The sequence below is a fragment of the Acidovorax sp. A1169 genome (genome assembly GCF_030704685.1).
Classification (GTDB): domain Bacteria; phylum Pseudomonadota; class Gammaproteobacteria; order Burkholderiales; family Burkholderiaceae_C; genus Acidovorax.
In genome coordinates this window covers 240279-255386 of sequence record NZ_JAUZDX010000003.1, presented here as the reverse complement: position 1 = coordinate 255386, position 15108 = coordinate 240279, and the positions used below count along the sequence as shown (strand labels likewise).

At 65.5% G+C, this 15108-nt stretch carries 19 protein-coding genes and 1 pseudogene; 15 read left to right on the top strand and 5 right to left on the bottom strand.

Annotated features, from left to right (window positions below; all coding sequences use genetic code 11):
- Window positions 1-143 precede the first annotated feature (143 nt).
- Both QYL93_RS07235 and QYL93_RS07230 read right to left on the bottom strand, forming a co-directional pair.
- Window positions 144-275 carry a hypothetical protein gene (locus QYL93_RS07235; protein WP_305743023.1) on the bottom strand — a complete coding sequence of 44 codons (132 nt, stop codon included), beginning with the start codon at window positions 273-275 and terminating at the stop codon, window positions 144-146.
- Window positions 275-565, bottom strand: coding sequence for a hypothetical protein (locus QYL93_RS07230; protein ID WP_305743022.1), 291 nt, complete (start codon window positions 563-565; stop codon window positions 275-277). Before QYL93_RS07230 ends, QYL93_RS07235 begins: the two co-directional genes overlap by 1 nt.
- A 198-nt stretch (window positions 566-763) precedes the next feature.
- On the opposite strand from QYL93_RS07230, the gene QYL93_RS07225 reads away from it, so the two are divergent.
- The gene (locus QYL93_RS07225; protein WP_305743021.1) at window positions 764-2053 is read left to right on the top strand and encodes a WYL domain-containing protein; all 1290 of its coding nucleotides are present in this window, start codon (window positions 764-766) and stop codon (window positions 2051-2053) included.
- Window positions 2054-2152: 99 nt separating this feature from the next.
- On the opposite strand, the gene QYL93_RS07220 is transcribed toward QYL93_RS07225, so the two are convergent.
- Window positions 2153-2650, bottom strand: coding sequence for a hypothetical protein (locus tag QYL93_RS07220; protein WP_305743020.1), 498 nt, complete (start codon window positions 2648-2650; stop codon window positions 2153-2155).
- 87 nt (window positions 2651-2737) lie between these two features.
- Between QYL93_RS07220 and QYL93_RS07215 the strand changes: the two genes are divergently transcribed.
- On the top strand, window positions 2738-3028 hold the full coding sequence (locus QYL93_RS07215; protein WP_305743019.1) for a Cro/Cl family transcriptional regulator: 291 nt from the start codon (window positions 2738-2740) through the stop codon (window positions 3026-3028).
- A 215-nt stretch (window positions 3029-3243) separates the two neighbouring features.
- Here QYL93_RS07215 and QYL93_RS07210 read toward each other — a convergent pair whose 3' ends face one another.
- Entirely contained in the window at window positions 3244-3774 is a 531-nt protein-coding gene (locus QYL93_RS07210; RefSeq protein ID WP_305743018.1) for a hypothetical protein, read from the bottom strand.
- Between the two features lie 75 nt (window positions 3775-3849).
- Window positions 3850-4104 carry a hypothetical protein gene (locus tag QYL93_RS07205; RefSeq protein WP_305743017.1) on the bottom strand — a complete coding sequence of 85 codons (255 nt, stop codon included), beginning with the start codon at window positions 4102-4104 and terminating at the stop codon, window positions 3850-3852.
- Between the two features lie 188 nt (window positions 4105-4292).
- Between QYL93_RS07205 and QYL93_RS07200 the strand changes: the two genes are divergently transcribed.
- From QYL93_RS07200 to QYL93_RS07140, 13 genes and pseudogenes are all read left to right on the top strand, one after another.
- Window positions 4293-4811 (top strand): phage regulatory CII family protein, encoded by a 519-nt coding sequence (locus QYL93_RS07200; protein ID WP_305743016.1) that lies wholly within the window; start codon window positions 4293-4295, stop codon window positions 4809-4811.
- Window positions 4811-5587, top strand: a complete 777-nt coding sequence (locus QYL93_RS07195) for a hypothetical protein (RefSeq protein WP_305743015.1) — start codon at window positions 4811-4813, stop codon at window positions 5585-5587. The genes QYL93_RS07200 and QYL93_RS07195 overlap by 1 nt, the downstream gene beginning before the upstream one ends.
- Window positions 5584-5787 (top strand): annotated as a pseudogene (locus QYL93_RS07190) (DUF1376 domain-containing protein); the annotation flags it as partial. The gene QYL93_RS07195 and the pseudogene QYL93_RS07190, both read left to right, overlap by 4 nt.
- A 456-nt stretch (window positions 5788-6243) precedes the next feature.
- On the top strand, window positions 6244-6654 hold the full coding sequence (locus QYL93_RS07185) for a hypothetical protein (protein WP_305743242.1): 411 nt from the start codon (window positions 6244-6246) through the stop codon (window positions 6652-6654).
- 140 nt (window positions 6655-6794) lie between these two features.
- Entirely contained in the window at window positions 6795-7292 is a 498-nt protein-coding gene (locus tag QYL93_RS07180; protein WP_305743014.1) for a terminase small subunit, read from the top strand.
- The gene (locus QYL93_RS07175) at window positions 7289-9454 is read left to right on the top strand and encodes a phage terminase large subunit family protein (RefSeq protein ID WP_305743013.1); all 2166 of its coding nucleotides are present in this window, start codon (window positions 7289-7291) and stop codon (window positions 9452-9454) included. Before QYL93_RS07180 ends, QYL93_RS07175 begins: the two co-directional genes overlap by 4 nt.
- On the top strand, window positions 9451-9876 hold the full coding sequence (locus tag QYL93_RS07170) for a hypothetical protein (RefSeq protein ID WP_305743012.1): 426 nt from the start codon (window positions 9451-9453) through the stop codon (window positions 9874-9876). The genes QYL93_RS07175 and QYL93_RS07170 overlap by 4 nt, the downstream gene beginning before the upstream one ends.
- Before the next feature lie 36 nt (window positions 9877-9912).
- Complete coding sequence (locus tag QYL93_RS07165; RefSeq protein ID WP_305743011.1) at window positions 9913-10131, top strand: phage head-tail joining protein; 219 nt, start codon at window positions 9913-9915, stop codon at window positions 10129-10131.
- A 15-nt stretch (window positions 10132-10146) separates the two neighbouring features.
- Complete coding sequence (locus tag QYL93_RS07160; protein WP_305743010.1) at window positions 10147-11673, top strand: phage portal protein; 1527 nt, start codon at window positions 10147-10149, stop codon at window positions 11671-11673.
- 98 nt (window positions 11674-11771) lie between these two features.
- The gene (locus tag QYL93_RS07155) at window positions 11772-13940 is read left to right on the top strand and encodes a ClpP-like prohead protease/major capsid protein fusion protein (RefSeq protein WP_305743009.1); all 2169 of its coding nucleotides are present in this window, start codon (window positions 11772-11774) and stop codon (window positions 13938-13940) included.
- A gap of 39 nt (window positions 13941-13979) precedes the next feature.
- The gene (locus QYL93_RS07150; RefSeq protein WP_305743008.1) at window positions 13980-14348 is read left to right on the top strand and encodes a DUF2190 family protein; all 369 of its coding nucleotides are present in this window, start codon (window positions 13980-13982) and stop codon (window positions 14346-14348) included.
- Between the two features lie 22 nt (window positions 14349-14370).
- Window positions 14371-14682, top strand: coding sequence for a hypothetical protein (locus tag QYL93_RS07145; protein WP_305743007.1), 312 nt, complete (start codon window positions 14371-14373; stop codon window positions 14680-14682).
- Window positions 14683-14684: 2 nt separating this feature from the next.
- Window positions 14685-15098, top strand: coding sequence for a hypothetical protein (locus QYL93_RS07140; protein ID WP_305743006.1), 414 nt, complete (start codon window positions 14685-14687; stop codon window positions 15096-15098).
- The last annotated feature ends 10 nt before the right edge of the window (window positions 15099-15108 follow it).

The following is a 15108-nucleotide window of genomic DNA, read 5'->3' as shown; positions in this document are numbered from 1 at the left end:
CAGCACCCCGCACAGCACTGCGACGCCGAAGCCCAGGACGAAGGCGACTACTGCGCCGCTCCACCAGCCGGTAAGCCATGCGGCGTCGGCGTCGGTGCGGCCCTGTAGGCGGGGCAGGGGCGTGGGTTTGCGCAGGCCGGGCATTACGCTGCCCTCCGGGCGCTGACGCGCATGCAGCCGTGCACGGTGATGGCCTGGCAGATGGCGGCGCAGGCGCTGGTGGCCCAGGCGCGGTAGGTGAGGGTGCCGACCTTGACGGTGTAGGGGTGCAGCATCAGTGCGCTCCTGCGGCCTCGGCCCGGCGGGCCAGCTCAATCTCGGACTGCAGCGCGATCTCGCGCACTCGGGCTTCGTGCTCGCGTGCTTTCGCTTCGCACTGCCCGGGCGTGAGGCCATTGGCGGGCTTGGCCTTGGCGCGACGCCAGTGGCGGGCCTGGCCGGCGTGGTGCGCGGCGTTGGTGAAGGCGCTGATGTCGGCCAGGTGGGCGGCTGCCGTCTTGGCCTGGTTGGTGGCGACGGTGTAGGCCGTGAGGGCGCTGGCGAGTTGGGCGGCGGTGGTGGACATCTGGTCTCCATGGCGCTGGGTGCGCGATGGAAGTAATATTACTGCACGGTAATGCAATGTCAATACCTGTGAGTAATATTTCTCACTTCACCCGTTTGGGCTAGATTGCAATGTTTTGTTACGTATTCCGACGGTTGCGTGCTAGCCTGCACCAATAGGAGGAGGTCTATGCGGCTTTGGCAGCGAGGCAGATGGGGGTTGGTCGGCGTAGTGCTGGCTTTGGGCGTGGGTGTGGCGCAGGCGCAGCTGCGGTGCACCATGCCCAATGGTGCAAAGATCACTCAGCAACTGGGGGCCTGCCCGCGCGGTGCGCTGGCGGCGGAAAAGCTCGATGGCACGCCTGTGCCGCTTGACCAGGCGGCGCAGGCCTCGCCAGCGCCGGACAGGCCCGCCCCTGTGTTCGTGCCAAAGGTCAAGCCTGCAGCCCCCGCGCCATCGCAAGCGCAGGAGTCGAGCGGGCTCTCGTTTGGCGGCTGGCTTGTGGTTGGCCTGCTCGGGTTTGGCTTGGTGGCTGCTGTGCGGGGTTCGGCGGGCACATCGGGGCCGGTGCGCTACTGCACCAGCTGCGGTCATGAGGGCAAGGGCAAGACGCGTACGCGCGGCTCGCTGCTCATCGAGATTGTTTTGTGGCTGTGCTTTCTGATCCCGGGGTTGATCTATTCGATCTGGCGGCAGAGCAGCAAGTACAAGGCATGCGCACGCTGCGGTGCGTCCACCTTGGTCCCCGTCAACTCACCGGTTGCGAAGGCGGCCAAGCGCGAGACGGCAGAGCCGGTCAAAGACGTGCGTAGCGCTGCGCAGCCTGAGGGTGATGCCTGGGAGGGCTCGTTCTACGATGTGATGGCGCAGCGCAGCGTCAAGAAAAGTGTGCGCATCAAGTACCGCGACGGCGATGGCACTGTGACTGAGCGGGATGTGGACATCAAGGCATTCGAGCCTCAAGGGCATGAGTGTTTGGTGCTGGGCTGGTGCCATCTGCGCAAGGCCAAGCGCACCTTCCGGTTTGACCGTATGGAGCGCGTGGTCGACCTTGGCACTGGCGAGGTAGTGCCCAATCTGCAGGCCCTTCTCAATGCCGAATGGGAGGCATCGCCCGAGCCTGTGCTGGATGCGTTGTACGCGCAGTATCGGGATCTGCTGCGCATGCTGCTGTTTGCGGCCAAGGCGGACGGCGCAATGCGTGCGGCAGAGGTGGGGGTGATCGTTCGCCATTGCGTCGAGTTGACGGGTGATGACCGGATCGACGCGGCCATGGTGAAGGGGTTGCTTGAGTACGTCGATGTGCCCACCATCGCCGGGTTCATCCGCGCTTACAACAGGCTGCGCCGCGAGGCCCCGCGCGATGCTGAGCGCGCGGCCATGGCCTGCAGGGAGATTGTGGCCACTCAGGCCGATGTGCATCCGTCTGAGCAGGCGATGCTTGATGCTCTCGCCCGGCCGTTGCCCGAGGTCAGGGCCCCCGCGCGTGGATCGCCCGTGGCCTCATAGGCTCCCGGTTTTTATCCTCGTCTTGTTCAGGCTGGCCCTAGGAGGTCGCCGGGGCCGGTGCGTCTGTGGTGCACAGGGAAGTGGTAGATCTTCGCTGTGCTATGCGGCGCTTTTTGCCGGCGATGCGGCGCGCCGCTCCCACTTGCTGACGACTAGTTCCAGTGTCTCGTCGATGTCCTGCATCGCCTGGGTGCCGGCACGCACGCCCAGTTGCTTGCGCAGCTCAACGATGCGCGCAAGGGTCACTCTACTGAATGGCCAGCCAACCGGCGGCCTGGGGGTGGGCGCGTCTTCTGCTGGATAGCCGATGGGCTTGGCGGGCTGCTGCACCTTGATCGGTGATGCCTCCACCTGTTTGCCTGGGGGTTCTTCGAGGTACCGGGGCGGCATGTGGGCCATGGCTTCTAGCGACCTGGCCCGGCGCTCGCCGAATGTCTTGTTGCGCAGCAGGGCGGACAGCTCGCCCTGGTTCATCTGCTTTTCACCGTTGTTGGTGGAGGCGATGAAAAGGGTGTGCGAGCCGCCGAAGTGCGTGTCTATCCACTCGCGAAGGCGCGCGCGGCGGTTGGCAATAGCTGGATCGTCTTGCGGAAGCATGAGGGTTTGCATTGTTGGGCCTCATTACCAGCAAGTAAAACACTGCAGGGTATTGGCTTTTGTATTACCGTGTAGTAATATGGTCCGATGCATGAGATCCTCGACTACCTGCGCAACCTTCCGCCGCCCGAGCGTGATGCCTTCGCTGAGCGCTGTAAAACGACGGTCGGCTACCTGCGAAAGGCCGTTTCCACAAAGCAGCAACTCGGTGTAGAGCTGTGCATCAGCCTTGATCGCGAGAGCGGTGGAGCGCTGCGCTGCGAACGGCTTTGCCCTGGGCTCGATTGGGACTATCTGCGCAAGGCGGCGCTTAGGGAGGGTGCTGCCAACGACCCCGCGACGGCCCTGGCCCAGCGGCAGGAGGTGGCGCATGCGTAGCGGCGACATCTTCACCCGCATTGCCGATCTGGACCGCGTGTATGGCCGTGTCTCAATCCGCCGGCTGTATGCGTTGGCGTTGCCGCAATTGGGTCGCGCTGGCGATCCGCCTGCAGATCCTTCCCCGCTGCCCGTGATGGCTGGCCCGCGATTGCCGCTGGCTGGGCCTGGGCGGGCTGCGGTGGTGGAGGTCTGCGGTGATTGCTGAGCTGCTTTTACCAGTTGCGCGCAAAGGGGTTGTCTGGCTCTGGGCGACCGCTGTCGGGCAAGGCGCCGCCAAGGGAAAGGCTGTGTTTGCGCTCCATGGGGCAGTTGAGCCACGCTTCGACGTGCACGCGCGGCTTGCTGTACTGCAATGGAATCTCGCGTTTCTCGGCATAGCAGGTTGCGCAAAAGTAAGCTGTGCTCTCGGGGCTGCCGGTTTCGGAGCCTGGCGCCGTGTATGCCCACTTCCCTGGGGCCGGCTGGGCGAGCACATAGCCACGGCGCTTTTCGATCTCTCGTACGAGCTCCAGATTTTTGCCCTTCGTCTCTACGAGTTCCGTACGGAGCTTTTGCGTCTCCAGTTCCAAAGCGTGCATGGTCTGAACCTGGGAGAGCGTGGTGTTTAAAGCGCTCGTGAGCCGCTCGTTCAGTTCCTGTTGTGCGGATTTGATCTTCGCCTCGTCGCGCGCTGCAATCGCAACCGACAAGAGGTCGTACGAAAACCTGGCCGCCGATATCGCAGCGGTAATTGGGTCTGCCATGTCCGCCCCCTCTGGTGATGGCTGTGTAGGAGCTTCCATCGTAAGCCAGGGGAGGGCGGGCGCCATGTTGCAGTGTCAGCTCAGCACCCGGCGCTGCAGCGCCGCCAGCGCCTGCTGGGTGCCAGGCTGCGTGCTCTGCGTGACTGCCATGCGGTCGCGCGCTATGTCCATCCACCTGCCCAGGGCCTCGGCCGTGAAGTGGGTTTCGCACTCCACCACCAGCACCAGGTGCTGCATGAACAGCTCCAGGGCCTCCACGCGTTGGTCGAGGGTGGGCGCGGCCATTGGCGCCGTGGCTGGGGCTGCGGTGGGTGCTTGCGTGGATGGCATGGCGGGTGGTCTCGCTTTCGGTTTCGTTGGTGTTCAAACAATCAGATTTATTCCCTGCGCTGTCACCAAAGCCGCCATGCGGCCGGGGCGCCTCCTCGCTCCTTTGATCGTGGGCCGCTGCGCACGGGCAGGTGTGCGGCGTTCCGCCTGGCGGGGCGGCGTTGGGATTTTTTACAAGGGGTGGAGTCATGGGGTTTACTGTCTCAATTCCGGAGGCGCTTGCCTACGGCGAGGATGAGCCGCTACCGTCCGGTGGCAAGCCCCAGCCTGATGTGCTGGTGGCTGTGGCCAACATGCTGCGGGGCCGGGTAGGCTCGGTCGCCAAGCGGCTGGGCTGGTCTGAGAGCACTCTGCAAAAGAAGATCAGCGGGCGCGAAACCCACGTTTTCAGCGTGCGCGATCTGCAGCTGGTGCAGCACCTGCTGGGCGATGTCTCGCCCACGATGATGCTGGCGGCGGCGCAGGGGTATGTGTGCGTGCGTGTGAACCCGGTGGAGGTGTCGAGCCTGTCAGAGGGTATGGCGCGTGTGCTGCAGTGCCTGGGCGACCTGGCGGCGGCAGCACATGAGGCGAATGCCGATGGCCGGGGTGTGTCGACCAATGCGCGCAACCGCATCGAGCAGTGCCGTTCTGAGTTGCTGGGGGCGGTGAATGCCTATGGTGACTGTGCGGTGCGGCAGATGGCCCAGCCGCCTGGGGGCGCCTGATGGTTCAGGTTTCCATCGGCGTTCGCAATCTGGAGGCGGTGCAGGCCGAGCTGGCGAAGCTGGCCGGGCCGCAGGCGCGCCAAGCCTATGCCAAGGCGCTCAATGACACGGGGTTTCAGGTGCGCCGGCAGATGCAGGCGGAAATGGCGCGTGTGTTCGATAGGCCCACTCCCTATGTCCTGAAGAGCAGCTTTGTGCAGCAGGCCACGCCCAATAAGTTGAGCGTGCGCATCGCGCCCGAGAACCAGCGCGACAGCCCTGGGGTGGACCCGCAGAAGATCCTGCAGGCGCAGGAGTTCGGCGGGCGGCGGCGCGACAAGCGCAGCGAGGTGGCCCTGCGGCGCGCTGGCATCTTGCCCAGCGGGTACCAGACCAGCATCCCGCGTGTGCCTTACCCGGGCAGCGATGACGGGCGGGGCAACCTGCGCGGGGCGTTCATGGTGCAGCTGATCAGCTACTTTCAGGCATCGCCCGAACAGGGCTACAGCGCCAACATGTCGGACAAGCGCAAGCGCGCTATCCACACGGGCAACAAGCGCACCACTGGGCGCCGCTACTTCGTGAGCTATGGCCGCCTGCGTGGCCACCACCTGGCCCCAGGCATCTGGGCTGCCAGTGGCACGGGTGGGGTTGACGTGAAGCCAGTGGTGATGTTCGTGCGCGTGGGTACGTACAAGCCACGGCTGAGCATGGAGCGCATCGCCCAGGGGGCGGATGTGCAGAACTATCTGGACAAGCGGGTGCGGTTTCGCATTCGGGAGGCGGCGGGCGTATGAATCACTACCCCCACCACATTGGTGACTTCAACACAGCGACACGGCACCTGTCACGGCTGGAACGTGCCGTGTACCGTGACATGCGTGACATGTACTTCGACAAAGAGCAGCCGCTCGACGGGTCTGACTTCGATAGGCTGGCGAGGCGGCTGGTATGTGTCACGCCAGATGAGATCGCGGCCCTTCAGTTTTTGCTGGATGAGTTCTTCGAGCAGGACGAAGAAGGGTTTTGGATCCACCACGAATGTGAGCAGGTGATAGCCACTTATCGCGCCCAGCAAGAGGCCAGCAGCATTGTCAAGTCGAACGAGAATGACCGCCAAATCCGCAGCCGTGCTAGGCGTGCTGCTATCTTTTCTGAGTTGCGCAAGGTGGGAGAGGCGCCCGCCTGGAACGCCAAGATGCGTGACCTGCTGGCCCTGTGTCGTCAGCATGGCATTGCCATACCCACGGATGGACCTGTCACGCCACCTGTCACGGGGCCTGCCGTTACACCGCCCGCACCTGTCACGGCTAACCAGAACCAGAACCAGAACCAACTAATACCCCCCAACCCCCCTGCAGGGGGGGCGGGCGCGGTGGATGCTGCGCCTGGTCGGGCAGGGGGGAGGGTGGGGCAGGCAGGGCAGGGGGGCGCTGTGGCGTCTGCTGCAGCCATGGCCACGGCAACCGCCCTGTTCGCCTACTTCCCCGACCAACGCCGCACCCGCATCGCCGATGTGGCACGCAAGATCGAGGAGCTGCAGGGCATTGGTGAGGTCACGGCCGAGCAACTGCTCAGGGCTGCTGCACAGCAGGCAGACAGGCTTGGCAAGGAAGAGGGCAAGGCCTGCCCATCGGTGCTGCGATGGTTGCGCGATAGCCGCTGGCTCGATGCGATTGCGGATGCGGGCCAGGCAGGCAGCATCCCCGACAACTGGCGCGACACGCGCAGTGGCGTCGAGGCCATGGGTGTGCGCCTTGGGCTTGGGCCATGGGACCAGGACAAGGAGAAGCTGTTCGCATCGTACGAACGCCGGGTGGTCGAGGCCTATGAGGCATCGCTCGGGCTGGGGGTGCCAGCGTGACCCGGCCCGCCCGCCCGTCCGCCGCCCGTCGATGGACGGACCGCCCCCCCCATCGCGGGTCCTTCCCGGAGAGGTGCCGTACGGGTAATTCGCACCCCGATTTTTGTCTAGTCGTCCATTCGCTCAAGGGGTAAGTAAGCATGAGAGTGAAAGGGCAGGAGCAGATAGCGGCCATGTTCGGAGTGGCGCCAAAGACCATCACCGAGTGGCAGGTGCTGGGGTTCCCGGTCGCCTTCCAAGGTGGGCCGGGGGTGTCCAGCGAATACGAAGCGCCCGAGTGCGTGAAGTGGCTGGTGGACCGCGAGATCCGCAAGGTGCAATCCGAGTCGCCCAAAGACCGCGTGCTGCGCCTGCAGGGCGACAAGCTCGAAAAGGAATTGCTCGAAGACGCCAAGCTACTGATCCCCGCCTCCGAGGTGGAGCCTCTGTGGGCCAGCGCCGTTCTGAGCGCGCGCGAGTTCCTGCAGGGCGAGCCCGCGCGCCTGGCATCGTTGGCCATCGGCATGGAGAAGCCGGCATTGGAGGAATTGCTCCGGGCGTCCTTCGGTGAGTTCCTGGGCCGACTGGCCAACTGGCGCGCTGCCGATGACGATGACGAAGACGCCGAAGACCAGGGCGATGAGGACGAACAGGCATGAACTACGCCGACTCGGCTAACGACCACGAGGGCAGGGCGGCCCTGGCGCTGCGCGCCATGCATGCCCGCGTGTGGCGCCGGCTGCGCCCCCCGCCCAAAATGTCGGGCGCCGAGTGGGCCGTCAAGTACCGCGTGCTGAGCAATGAGGAATCCTCCCTGAAAGGCCGGTTCAGCTGGGACGTATCGCCCGCGCTGCGCGGCATCGCCGAGGCCGCCACGCTGCCCGCCACCCGCAAGATCGTTGTGCAGAAGAGCGCCCAGGTGGGATACACCGTGGGCATCGTCTGCAACATCATCGGGTACCACATCCACTATCGGCCCAGCGTGATCGTGGCCGCGTTCCCCCGGACCATGGCCGCCAAGGACTTCGCCAGCGAGAAGCTCGACCCCATGATCCGCGCGTGCAAGGTCCTGCGCGCCCGCATCAACCTGAAGAGCCGCGCCGACGGCAACAGCCTGCTGCGCAAGCGCTTCCCCGGCGGCCTGGCTAAATTGGTCGGCACCAACAGCCCCAGCGATGTGAAGTCCACCAGCGCCCGCGTGGTGGTGGTCGAAGAGCCCGACGACGCGGCCACCGACGTGCGGGGCCAGGGCAATTCCATCAAGCTGCTGGAAGAGCGGGTCAAGACCTACGGCGACCACCTGATCCTGATCGGCGGCACGCCCACCGCCAAGGATGCCAGCGCCGTCGAGGCCGAAATGCGCAAGACCGACAAGCGCTATTTCCACGTGCCCTGCCATTCGTGCGGCGAGACCCACGTCATGCACTGGGACAACGTCACCATCCCCGAAGACGAAGACGCCCAGCCGCGCGATATCTACGGCCGCCACCAGCACGAAAAGGCCTACTACACCTGCCCCCACTGCGGCACCACGTGGACCGACGATGAGCGCATTGCCAACCTGCGGCGCGCCGAGCGCGACGGCGGCGGCTGGGTGCCCACCGCGCAAAGCGCCATCCCGGGCTTCTACCTGAACGAGCTGCTCAGCACCTTCGATGAATCGCGTGTGCCCGTGCTGGCCCGCAAGTACCTGGAAGCAAAGTTCAAGCTCGACAACGGCGACCCGAACGACATGATTGCGTTCTGGAATTCCACGCTGGGCATCACCTGGGAGTACCGTGGCGAGCTGCCCGAAGAGGACACCCTTCGCAAGCGCGCCGAGCACTACGCCGAGTGGAGCTGTCCCGTGGGCGGCCTGGAAATCTTCGCCACCATCGACGTGCAGCACGACCGCCTGGCCGTCACCGTTTGGGCCTTCGGCCGTGGTGAAGAAATGTGGCTGGTGTACTGGGGCGAGCTGTACGGCCAGACCATCGTGGCCCACGCCGGCGCATGGGTGGATCTGGAGATCCTGCTCGGCCGCCGCGTGCGCCACGCCACAGGGGCTGCTCTGGCAATTGGCGCCGCAGCCATCGACTGCTCGGACGGCCAGACCAGCGATGCCGCCTATGCATTTGTTCGTAAGCACAGTCGCCCCGACCGAGAAGTGATCGCGGTCAAGGGCGCGCCTGACGCCATTGGCAAATTCGAGATCTGGACCCCCCCTAAAAAGGTCGACCCAAACAAGCGATCTACGAAGGCCTCCCGCGTCGGAGTGTCCATCCATATCGTCGGAACAGCGAAAGCCAAAGACCTGATCCTCGGATGGTCCGAAAACGCTGGGCGTGTGCGCCTGGAGGGCGACGGCCCTGGCCGGATGCACTGGTTTGAAGCCGTGCGCGACGACTTCTACGAGCAGCTGCTCAGTGAAATCAAGATCCCCAGCCGCCTCAACCCTGCCAAGCGCGAATGGAAGCCCCGCACTGACCGGCGCAATGAAGCCCTCGACTGCACCGTGTATGCCATCTACCTCTATCGCCACAAGCGCCTGCATCTGCGCAGGCCGGCCATGTGGGATTTGGTGGAGCAACGCATCCGCCAGGCTCCACTGATGCTTGAGGGTGATGACGGTGTTTTTGAGCTGCCCGCTGTCATGGCGAGCCATGAGCACCCTGGCGGCCAGGGCGAACGCACACCAGACGATCGCACCCCAGACCTCTCATCTCCTCCGAAAGTGACGGCAAGTCCGACACCCGTAGTGATTTCGAATATCAAGCCGCGACCGGTTCAGGCGCGCTTGTCATCCCCCTTCGCCTCCGACGACTGGAACAGCCGCCTATGACCTCCATCCACCTGATCAACCCCGCCCCCCGAGCCATCACCCCCGGCCAGGCCGACGACGCAGTCATGCAGCTCGAACAGGACTTCGTCGAGATCGTCCGTGAAGAGCTGGGCATGCACGAGGTGCCGGCACAGGCCCTGGCCAGCGCCTTGGTGCGCGGCATGCGCAAGCGCTACGGCGGCATGCGCCTGGGGGGCAGGGGGCATATCTACGTGCCGGCGCCCAGCAAGTCCGAGCGCGATGAGGCCATCCGCCAGGCGTACAACGGCACAAACGCGGCAGAGGTGATGAAGGCCCACGGCATTCGCCGATCGCGCCTGTTCGAAATCGTCAGCGCGCGCCCGGCTGGTGCAGCACGCATCGGAGTGTCGGGCCCCAAGAGTCCACTTTCTCCCCATGAAAGTGGACCGGACAACGGCTAGTTTCTGGCATCCACCACCGACACCAGCAGGCACACCATGGCATTCACCCAGACCGACCTCGACAACGTGGAGCGTGCCATCGGCAGTGGCGAGCTCACCGTCAGCTACAACGGGCGCACCGTCACCCACCGGTCCATGAGCGACCTCATGGCCGCCCGCGATCTGATCGCCAAGACCCTGGCCAGCCAGGCGCCTAACGGCCAGCCCACTTTCGGCGGGCGCAGCTACGGCCTGGCCAGCTTCAACCACGACTGAACGCGGGCCCGCACCATGAACCTCATCGACCGAGTGGTTGCTCTGTACAACCCTGTGCGCGCTGTCGAACGCTACAAGGCCCGCACCGTGCTGGCCCACTACGAAGCCGCCCAGCCCACGCGCCTGCGCAAGCGCCGGGCCGACAACACCAGCCCCAACAACCTGGTGGAAAAAAGCGCACGCACCCTGCGCAACCATGCCCGCTACCTGGAGCGCAACCACGACCTGTCCCGTGGCGCCCTGCGCGTCATGGTCAACAACATCGTGGGCCCGGGCGGCATCGGTATCGACCCCCAGCCCCTGCGGCTGGATGGCACCATCCACAAGGAATACGCCGAGGCTCTCCGCGCGCTGCACCAGCGCTGGTGCCTGCGGCCCGAAGTTACGGCCCGTATGTCAGACCGGCAAATGCAGCGCATGGTGGCCTACACCTGGCTGCGTGATGGCGAGTGCTTCGAGCAGAAGGTCATTGGCAACGTGCCTGGCTTGGTGCATGGCTCTGCCTTGCCGTTTAGCCTGGAGGTGATGGAGCCAGATTTCGTGCCGCTCGAATACACCGACACCAGCCGCAGCATCCGCCAGGGCATTCAGGTCAATGCCTGGGGCAGGGCCACGGCTTACCACGTGTTCAAAGGCGACCCTCGCGAGGGGGGGTCATGGATCTCGCAGGGCGACATGAAGGTCATCCCTGCGGCCAACATGCTGCACGTCAGCACCATGGACCGCCTGCACCAGTGGCGCGGTGTGTCTGAATTTGCCAGCGTGCTCACCCGCACCGAGGACCTCAAGGACTACGAAGAAAGCGAGCGCATCGCAGCCAAGGTGGCCGCCTCGCTTACCGCCTTCGTCAAGCGCACCAGCCCCGATGGATACGACCCTGCTGGCATGGCCACCGATGACCAGGGCAACCTGGTGCCCCGCGACCTGCAGATGCGCCCCGGCATGATCCTCGACAACCTCGCCGTGGGCGAAGAAATCGGCCTCATCGACAGCAACCGGCCCAACCCCAACCTGGTCACCTGGCGCGCGGGACAGCTGCGCGCCTACGCCGCCGGCATCGGGGGCAGCTATTCCAGCATCGCGCGCGACTACGGCGGCAGCTACGCCGCCATGCGGCAGGAGCTGGTAGAGCAGTGGGTGCACTATGCCGTGCTCACCGACGAGTTTGTCAGCATGCACAGCCAGCCGGTGTGGCAGACCATCGTGGCCGTGGCGCACATCAGCGGCGTGCTGCGCATCCCTTCGGACGTGATGCCCGGTACCGAGGCCGATTGCCTGTTTCTTGGCCAGTCCATGCCCTGGATCGACCCACTCAAAGAGGCCAACGCCTGGTTGCTGCTCACGCAGGCCGGCTTCGCCAGCGAGGTGGAAGTCATTCGCCGCCGTGGTGGCAACCCGCGCGATCTGCTCAACCAAGTGGCCCAGTGGCGCGAGGAGACTGACGGCCGAGGCGTGCGCTTCACCAGCAACCCCAGCACCCCGGCTGCAGGCGCGCCCCAGGCAGCGCCACCCCCGGCACCAGCGCCGGAAGGCGACGACTGAAAAACTTTCGCTCAACCTGCAAATAGTCCACTTTCTCCCCTAAAAAGTGGACTCTCTTTTTTGGAGACTGCCTTATCGCAACGAGCAAGGCAGTCTCCATGAGCAGCAAGCAAAACCCCTGGTACGCCATCCGCCGCCGCACCGCAGTGGCCGCCGCTGCACTGGGCGTTGCTGCAGCCGCCGAGATCTACGTCTACGGCGATATCGGCGAGAGCTGGTACGAAGAAACGATCAGCGCCGCCCAGTTCGTGCGCGACCTGAATGCGCTCGATGTGGACCAGATCACCATCCGCATCAACAGCATCGGCGGCAGCGTCCCCGACGGCCTGGCCATCTTCAACGCCATTCGCCGGCACCGCGCCACCATCACCACTGAAATCGATGGCATGGCCTTCAGTATCGCCAGCCTGATCGCCATGGCCGGTGACGTGGTCAACATGGCCAGCAACGCCATGCTGATGATCCACGCGCCGTGGACCTACACCGCCGGCAACAGCGCCGAGCTGCGCGAGACGGCTGACCAGCTCGACACCTGGGCGGCCGCCATGTCCACCAGCTACGCCGCCCGCACGGGCGACCAGCCCGCCATGCTGGCCCTGCTCACCGATGGCAAAGACCACTACTACACCGCCGCCGAGGCCGTGGCCGAGAAGTTCGTCGATGCCGTCACCGACGCCATGCCCGTGGCCGCCAGCGCCACGCGCGACTTGCCCCTTTCCCGTTACCGCTCTCTGCCTGCTGCCCTGCAGGCGGCGGGCACTTCCGCGGCTGACGCCGCACCTTCCGCTGATGAGGATCCCATGAACAAGTTCCGTACCCATGTGCTGCTGGCCGCCCTTGGTGCTGCCGGTGCCGCTGCGGCCGGTGGCGGAAGCGCCGTCCCGGCCGCCGCTGCTGTCCCTGCAGCAGCAGCAGCTCCCGTTGCAGCCCCTGCAGTGCCTGACGGCACGGTCACCCCCGAGGCTCGCGCTGAGGTGCTGCGCGTCGAATCCTCGCGCCGCCAGTCGGTGCGCGCCAGCTTTGCCCCGTTCGCCGCCCACCCTGGCGTGGCCGAACTGCAGCGCACCTGCGAGGATGACGCCGCGATCACCCCCGACGCCGCTGGCCAGCGCCTGCTGGCCCACTTGGGCGCCCAGGCCACGCCCATTGCTGGCGGTGGCATCACCACCGTGCAGGACGAAGCGGACAAGCGCCGCAGCGGCGTGGTTGCTGCCCTGCTGGTGCGCGCAGGCCATGCCAGCAAAGAGCAGATCGCTGCCCACGGCGCCAACCCCTTCCGTGGCATGACGCTGCTGGAGCATGCCCGCGCCAGCCTCGAAGCCGCGGGCGTCAACGCCCGGGGGATGGACAAGCGCGAGATCGTCGCCGCCGCCTTCACGCAGAGCACCAGCGATTTCCCTGTGCTGCTCACCGATGCCATCCACCGCACCCTGCTGTCGGCCTATGCCGTGCAGGCCCTCACGTGGCAGCGCTTTTGCAAGCGCGGCAGCGTCAGCGACTTCCGCGCGCACAACCGTTTCCGCGTCGGCTCGCTGGGCAATCTGCAGCCCAAGAACGAGCTGGGCGAATACAAGTCGGTAGCCATCCCTGATGGCGAACGCTCCACCATCTCGGCGCTCACCAAAGGTTTCATCATCAACCTGAGCCGCGAAATCGTCATCAACGACGATCTGGGTGCCATCACCGACCAGTCCGCCGCCATGGGCCGCGCAGCTGCACGCACGGTCGAGGCCGACGTGTACGCCCTGATCAACTCCAACGGCGGCCTGGGCCCGGTGCTGGCCGATGGCAAGACGCTGTTCCACGTCGACCACGGCAACATCGGCACCCCTGGCGCCATGTCCACCACCACCTTCAACGAGTTTCGCGTTCTGATGGGCTCGCAAAAGGACGTGTCGGGCAACGACTACCTCGACATCTCGCCTGCCGTGCTGCTGGCACCGCTGGGCCTGGAGGCCACTGCTAAGCTGCTCAACCAGGCGCAGTACGAGCCCAACACCGGCAAGAACGCCTACACGCCCAACATCTCGCTGGGCCTGTTCCGCGACATCGTCGGCACGCCGCGCCTCACCGGCACGCGGTACAGCGCCTTCGCTGATGCCAACGAAGCGCCTGCCATCGAGGTGGCCTTCCTCGACGGTATCGACACGCCCTTCCTGGAGCAGGAAAGCGCCTTCACCACCGATGGCACCAGCTTCAAGTGCCGCCTCGACTACGGCGTGGCCGGCCACGACTATCGCGGCGCAGCCACCAACGCTGGCGCGTAAGCGCGGGCCTGGCACATCTCAACTTCTGGAGAACCTGACATGGCAAGCAATCACGTACAGCCCGGCAAAGTGCTGGACTTCGCCAACGCCACCGGCGGCACCATCCTTTCCGGCAAGGTCGTCGCGGTGGGCCAGATCCTGGGCGTTGCGCTCAAGGACATTCCCAACAACACCACCGGCTCGGTCGCGGTCGACGGTGTCTTTGCGGTGCCCAAGGTGTCCGGCGCCGTCATCGCTGCAGGAGAGTCCCTCACCTGGGATGCATCCGCTGCAGCCTTCGACGACAACGCCGCCACCCCGGCCACGGGCGACATCACCGGCGCAGCCGCTGTCGCCTTCCAGGCTGCGGGCAACGGCGTCACCACGCTGAACGTCAAGTTCACCGGCGTGCCCGGCACCAAGACCTAAGCCGCTACCCAGGCCCGCCGCCATGTCCCTCAACCCCTTCGCCGCCCTCGAAGCCCGTGTCAACAGCACGGTGCAGGCGCGCCTGTCCAACGCCATTGCGGTGTACCAGGGCGGGGCGGAGTTCGGGGTGATCTTCGAGCGTGCGGTAGCCGATCCCCTGACCGGCGCCGTTGACACAGCCCAGCACACCTGCAGCTTTTGCATTGCCAACACACCAGGCCTGCATGAAGGCTCGGAACTGGTGATCAACGGCACCACCTATGTCGTGGCCACGGGCGTGCAGCCCGATGCCGGTGGCTGGGTGGACCTCGACATCTACCCCAAGGCAGGTTGACCATGCTGGCCCTCGAACCCGTCATCAAAGCCCGCCTGGTCGGCCTGTCCGCGCTCACGGCCTGGGCTGTGCGCGGCATGACCGACACGGTGGACCGCCGGACTGTGCCGGCTGTGGATTTGAGCATCCGCAGCGTGGCTGCGCCCGACAGCAAACAGGGCGCGGTGATGGTGGCGCCTTCGTGGTCCATCACCCTGATCGTGCAGCGCAGCGATGTGGCCGCCGAGCAGCTTGACGCAGCCATGCACCAGGTCATTGGCCGGCTGCAGGGGTGGGCGCCAGGCGAGGCGGGCGGGCGCAAGTGGGAGCAACTGCGCCTCGATGGCGTGAGCGTGCCCGACTTCTTGCCCGAGGGTCAGGCCGCCATTGAACTTTCCTTCGCCACGGGCGGCGCTTATCGCGCGCTCGCCACCTGAAACCCCATTC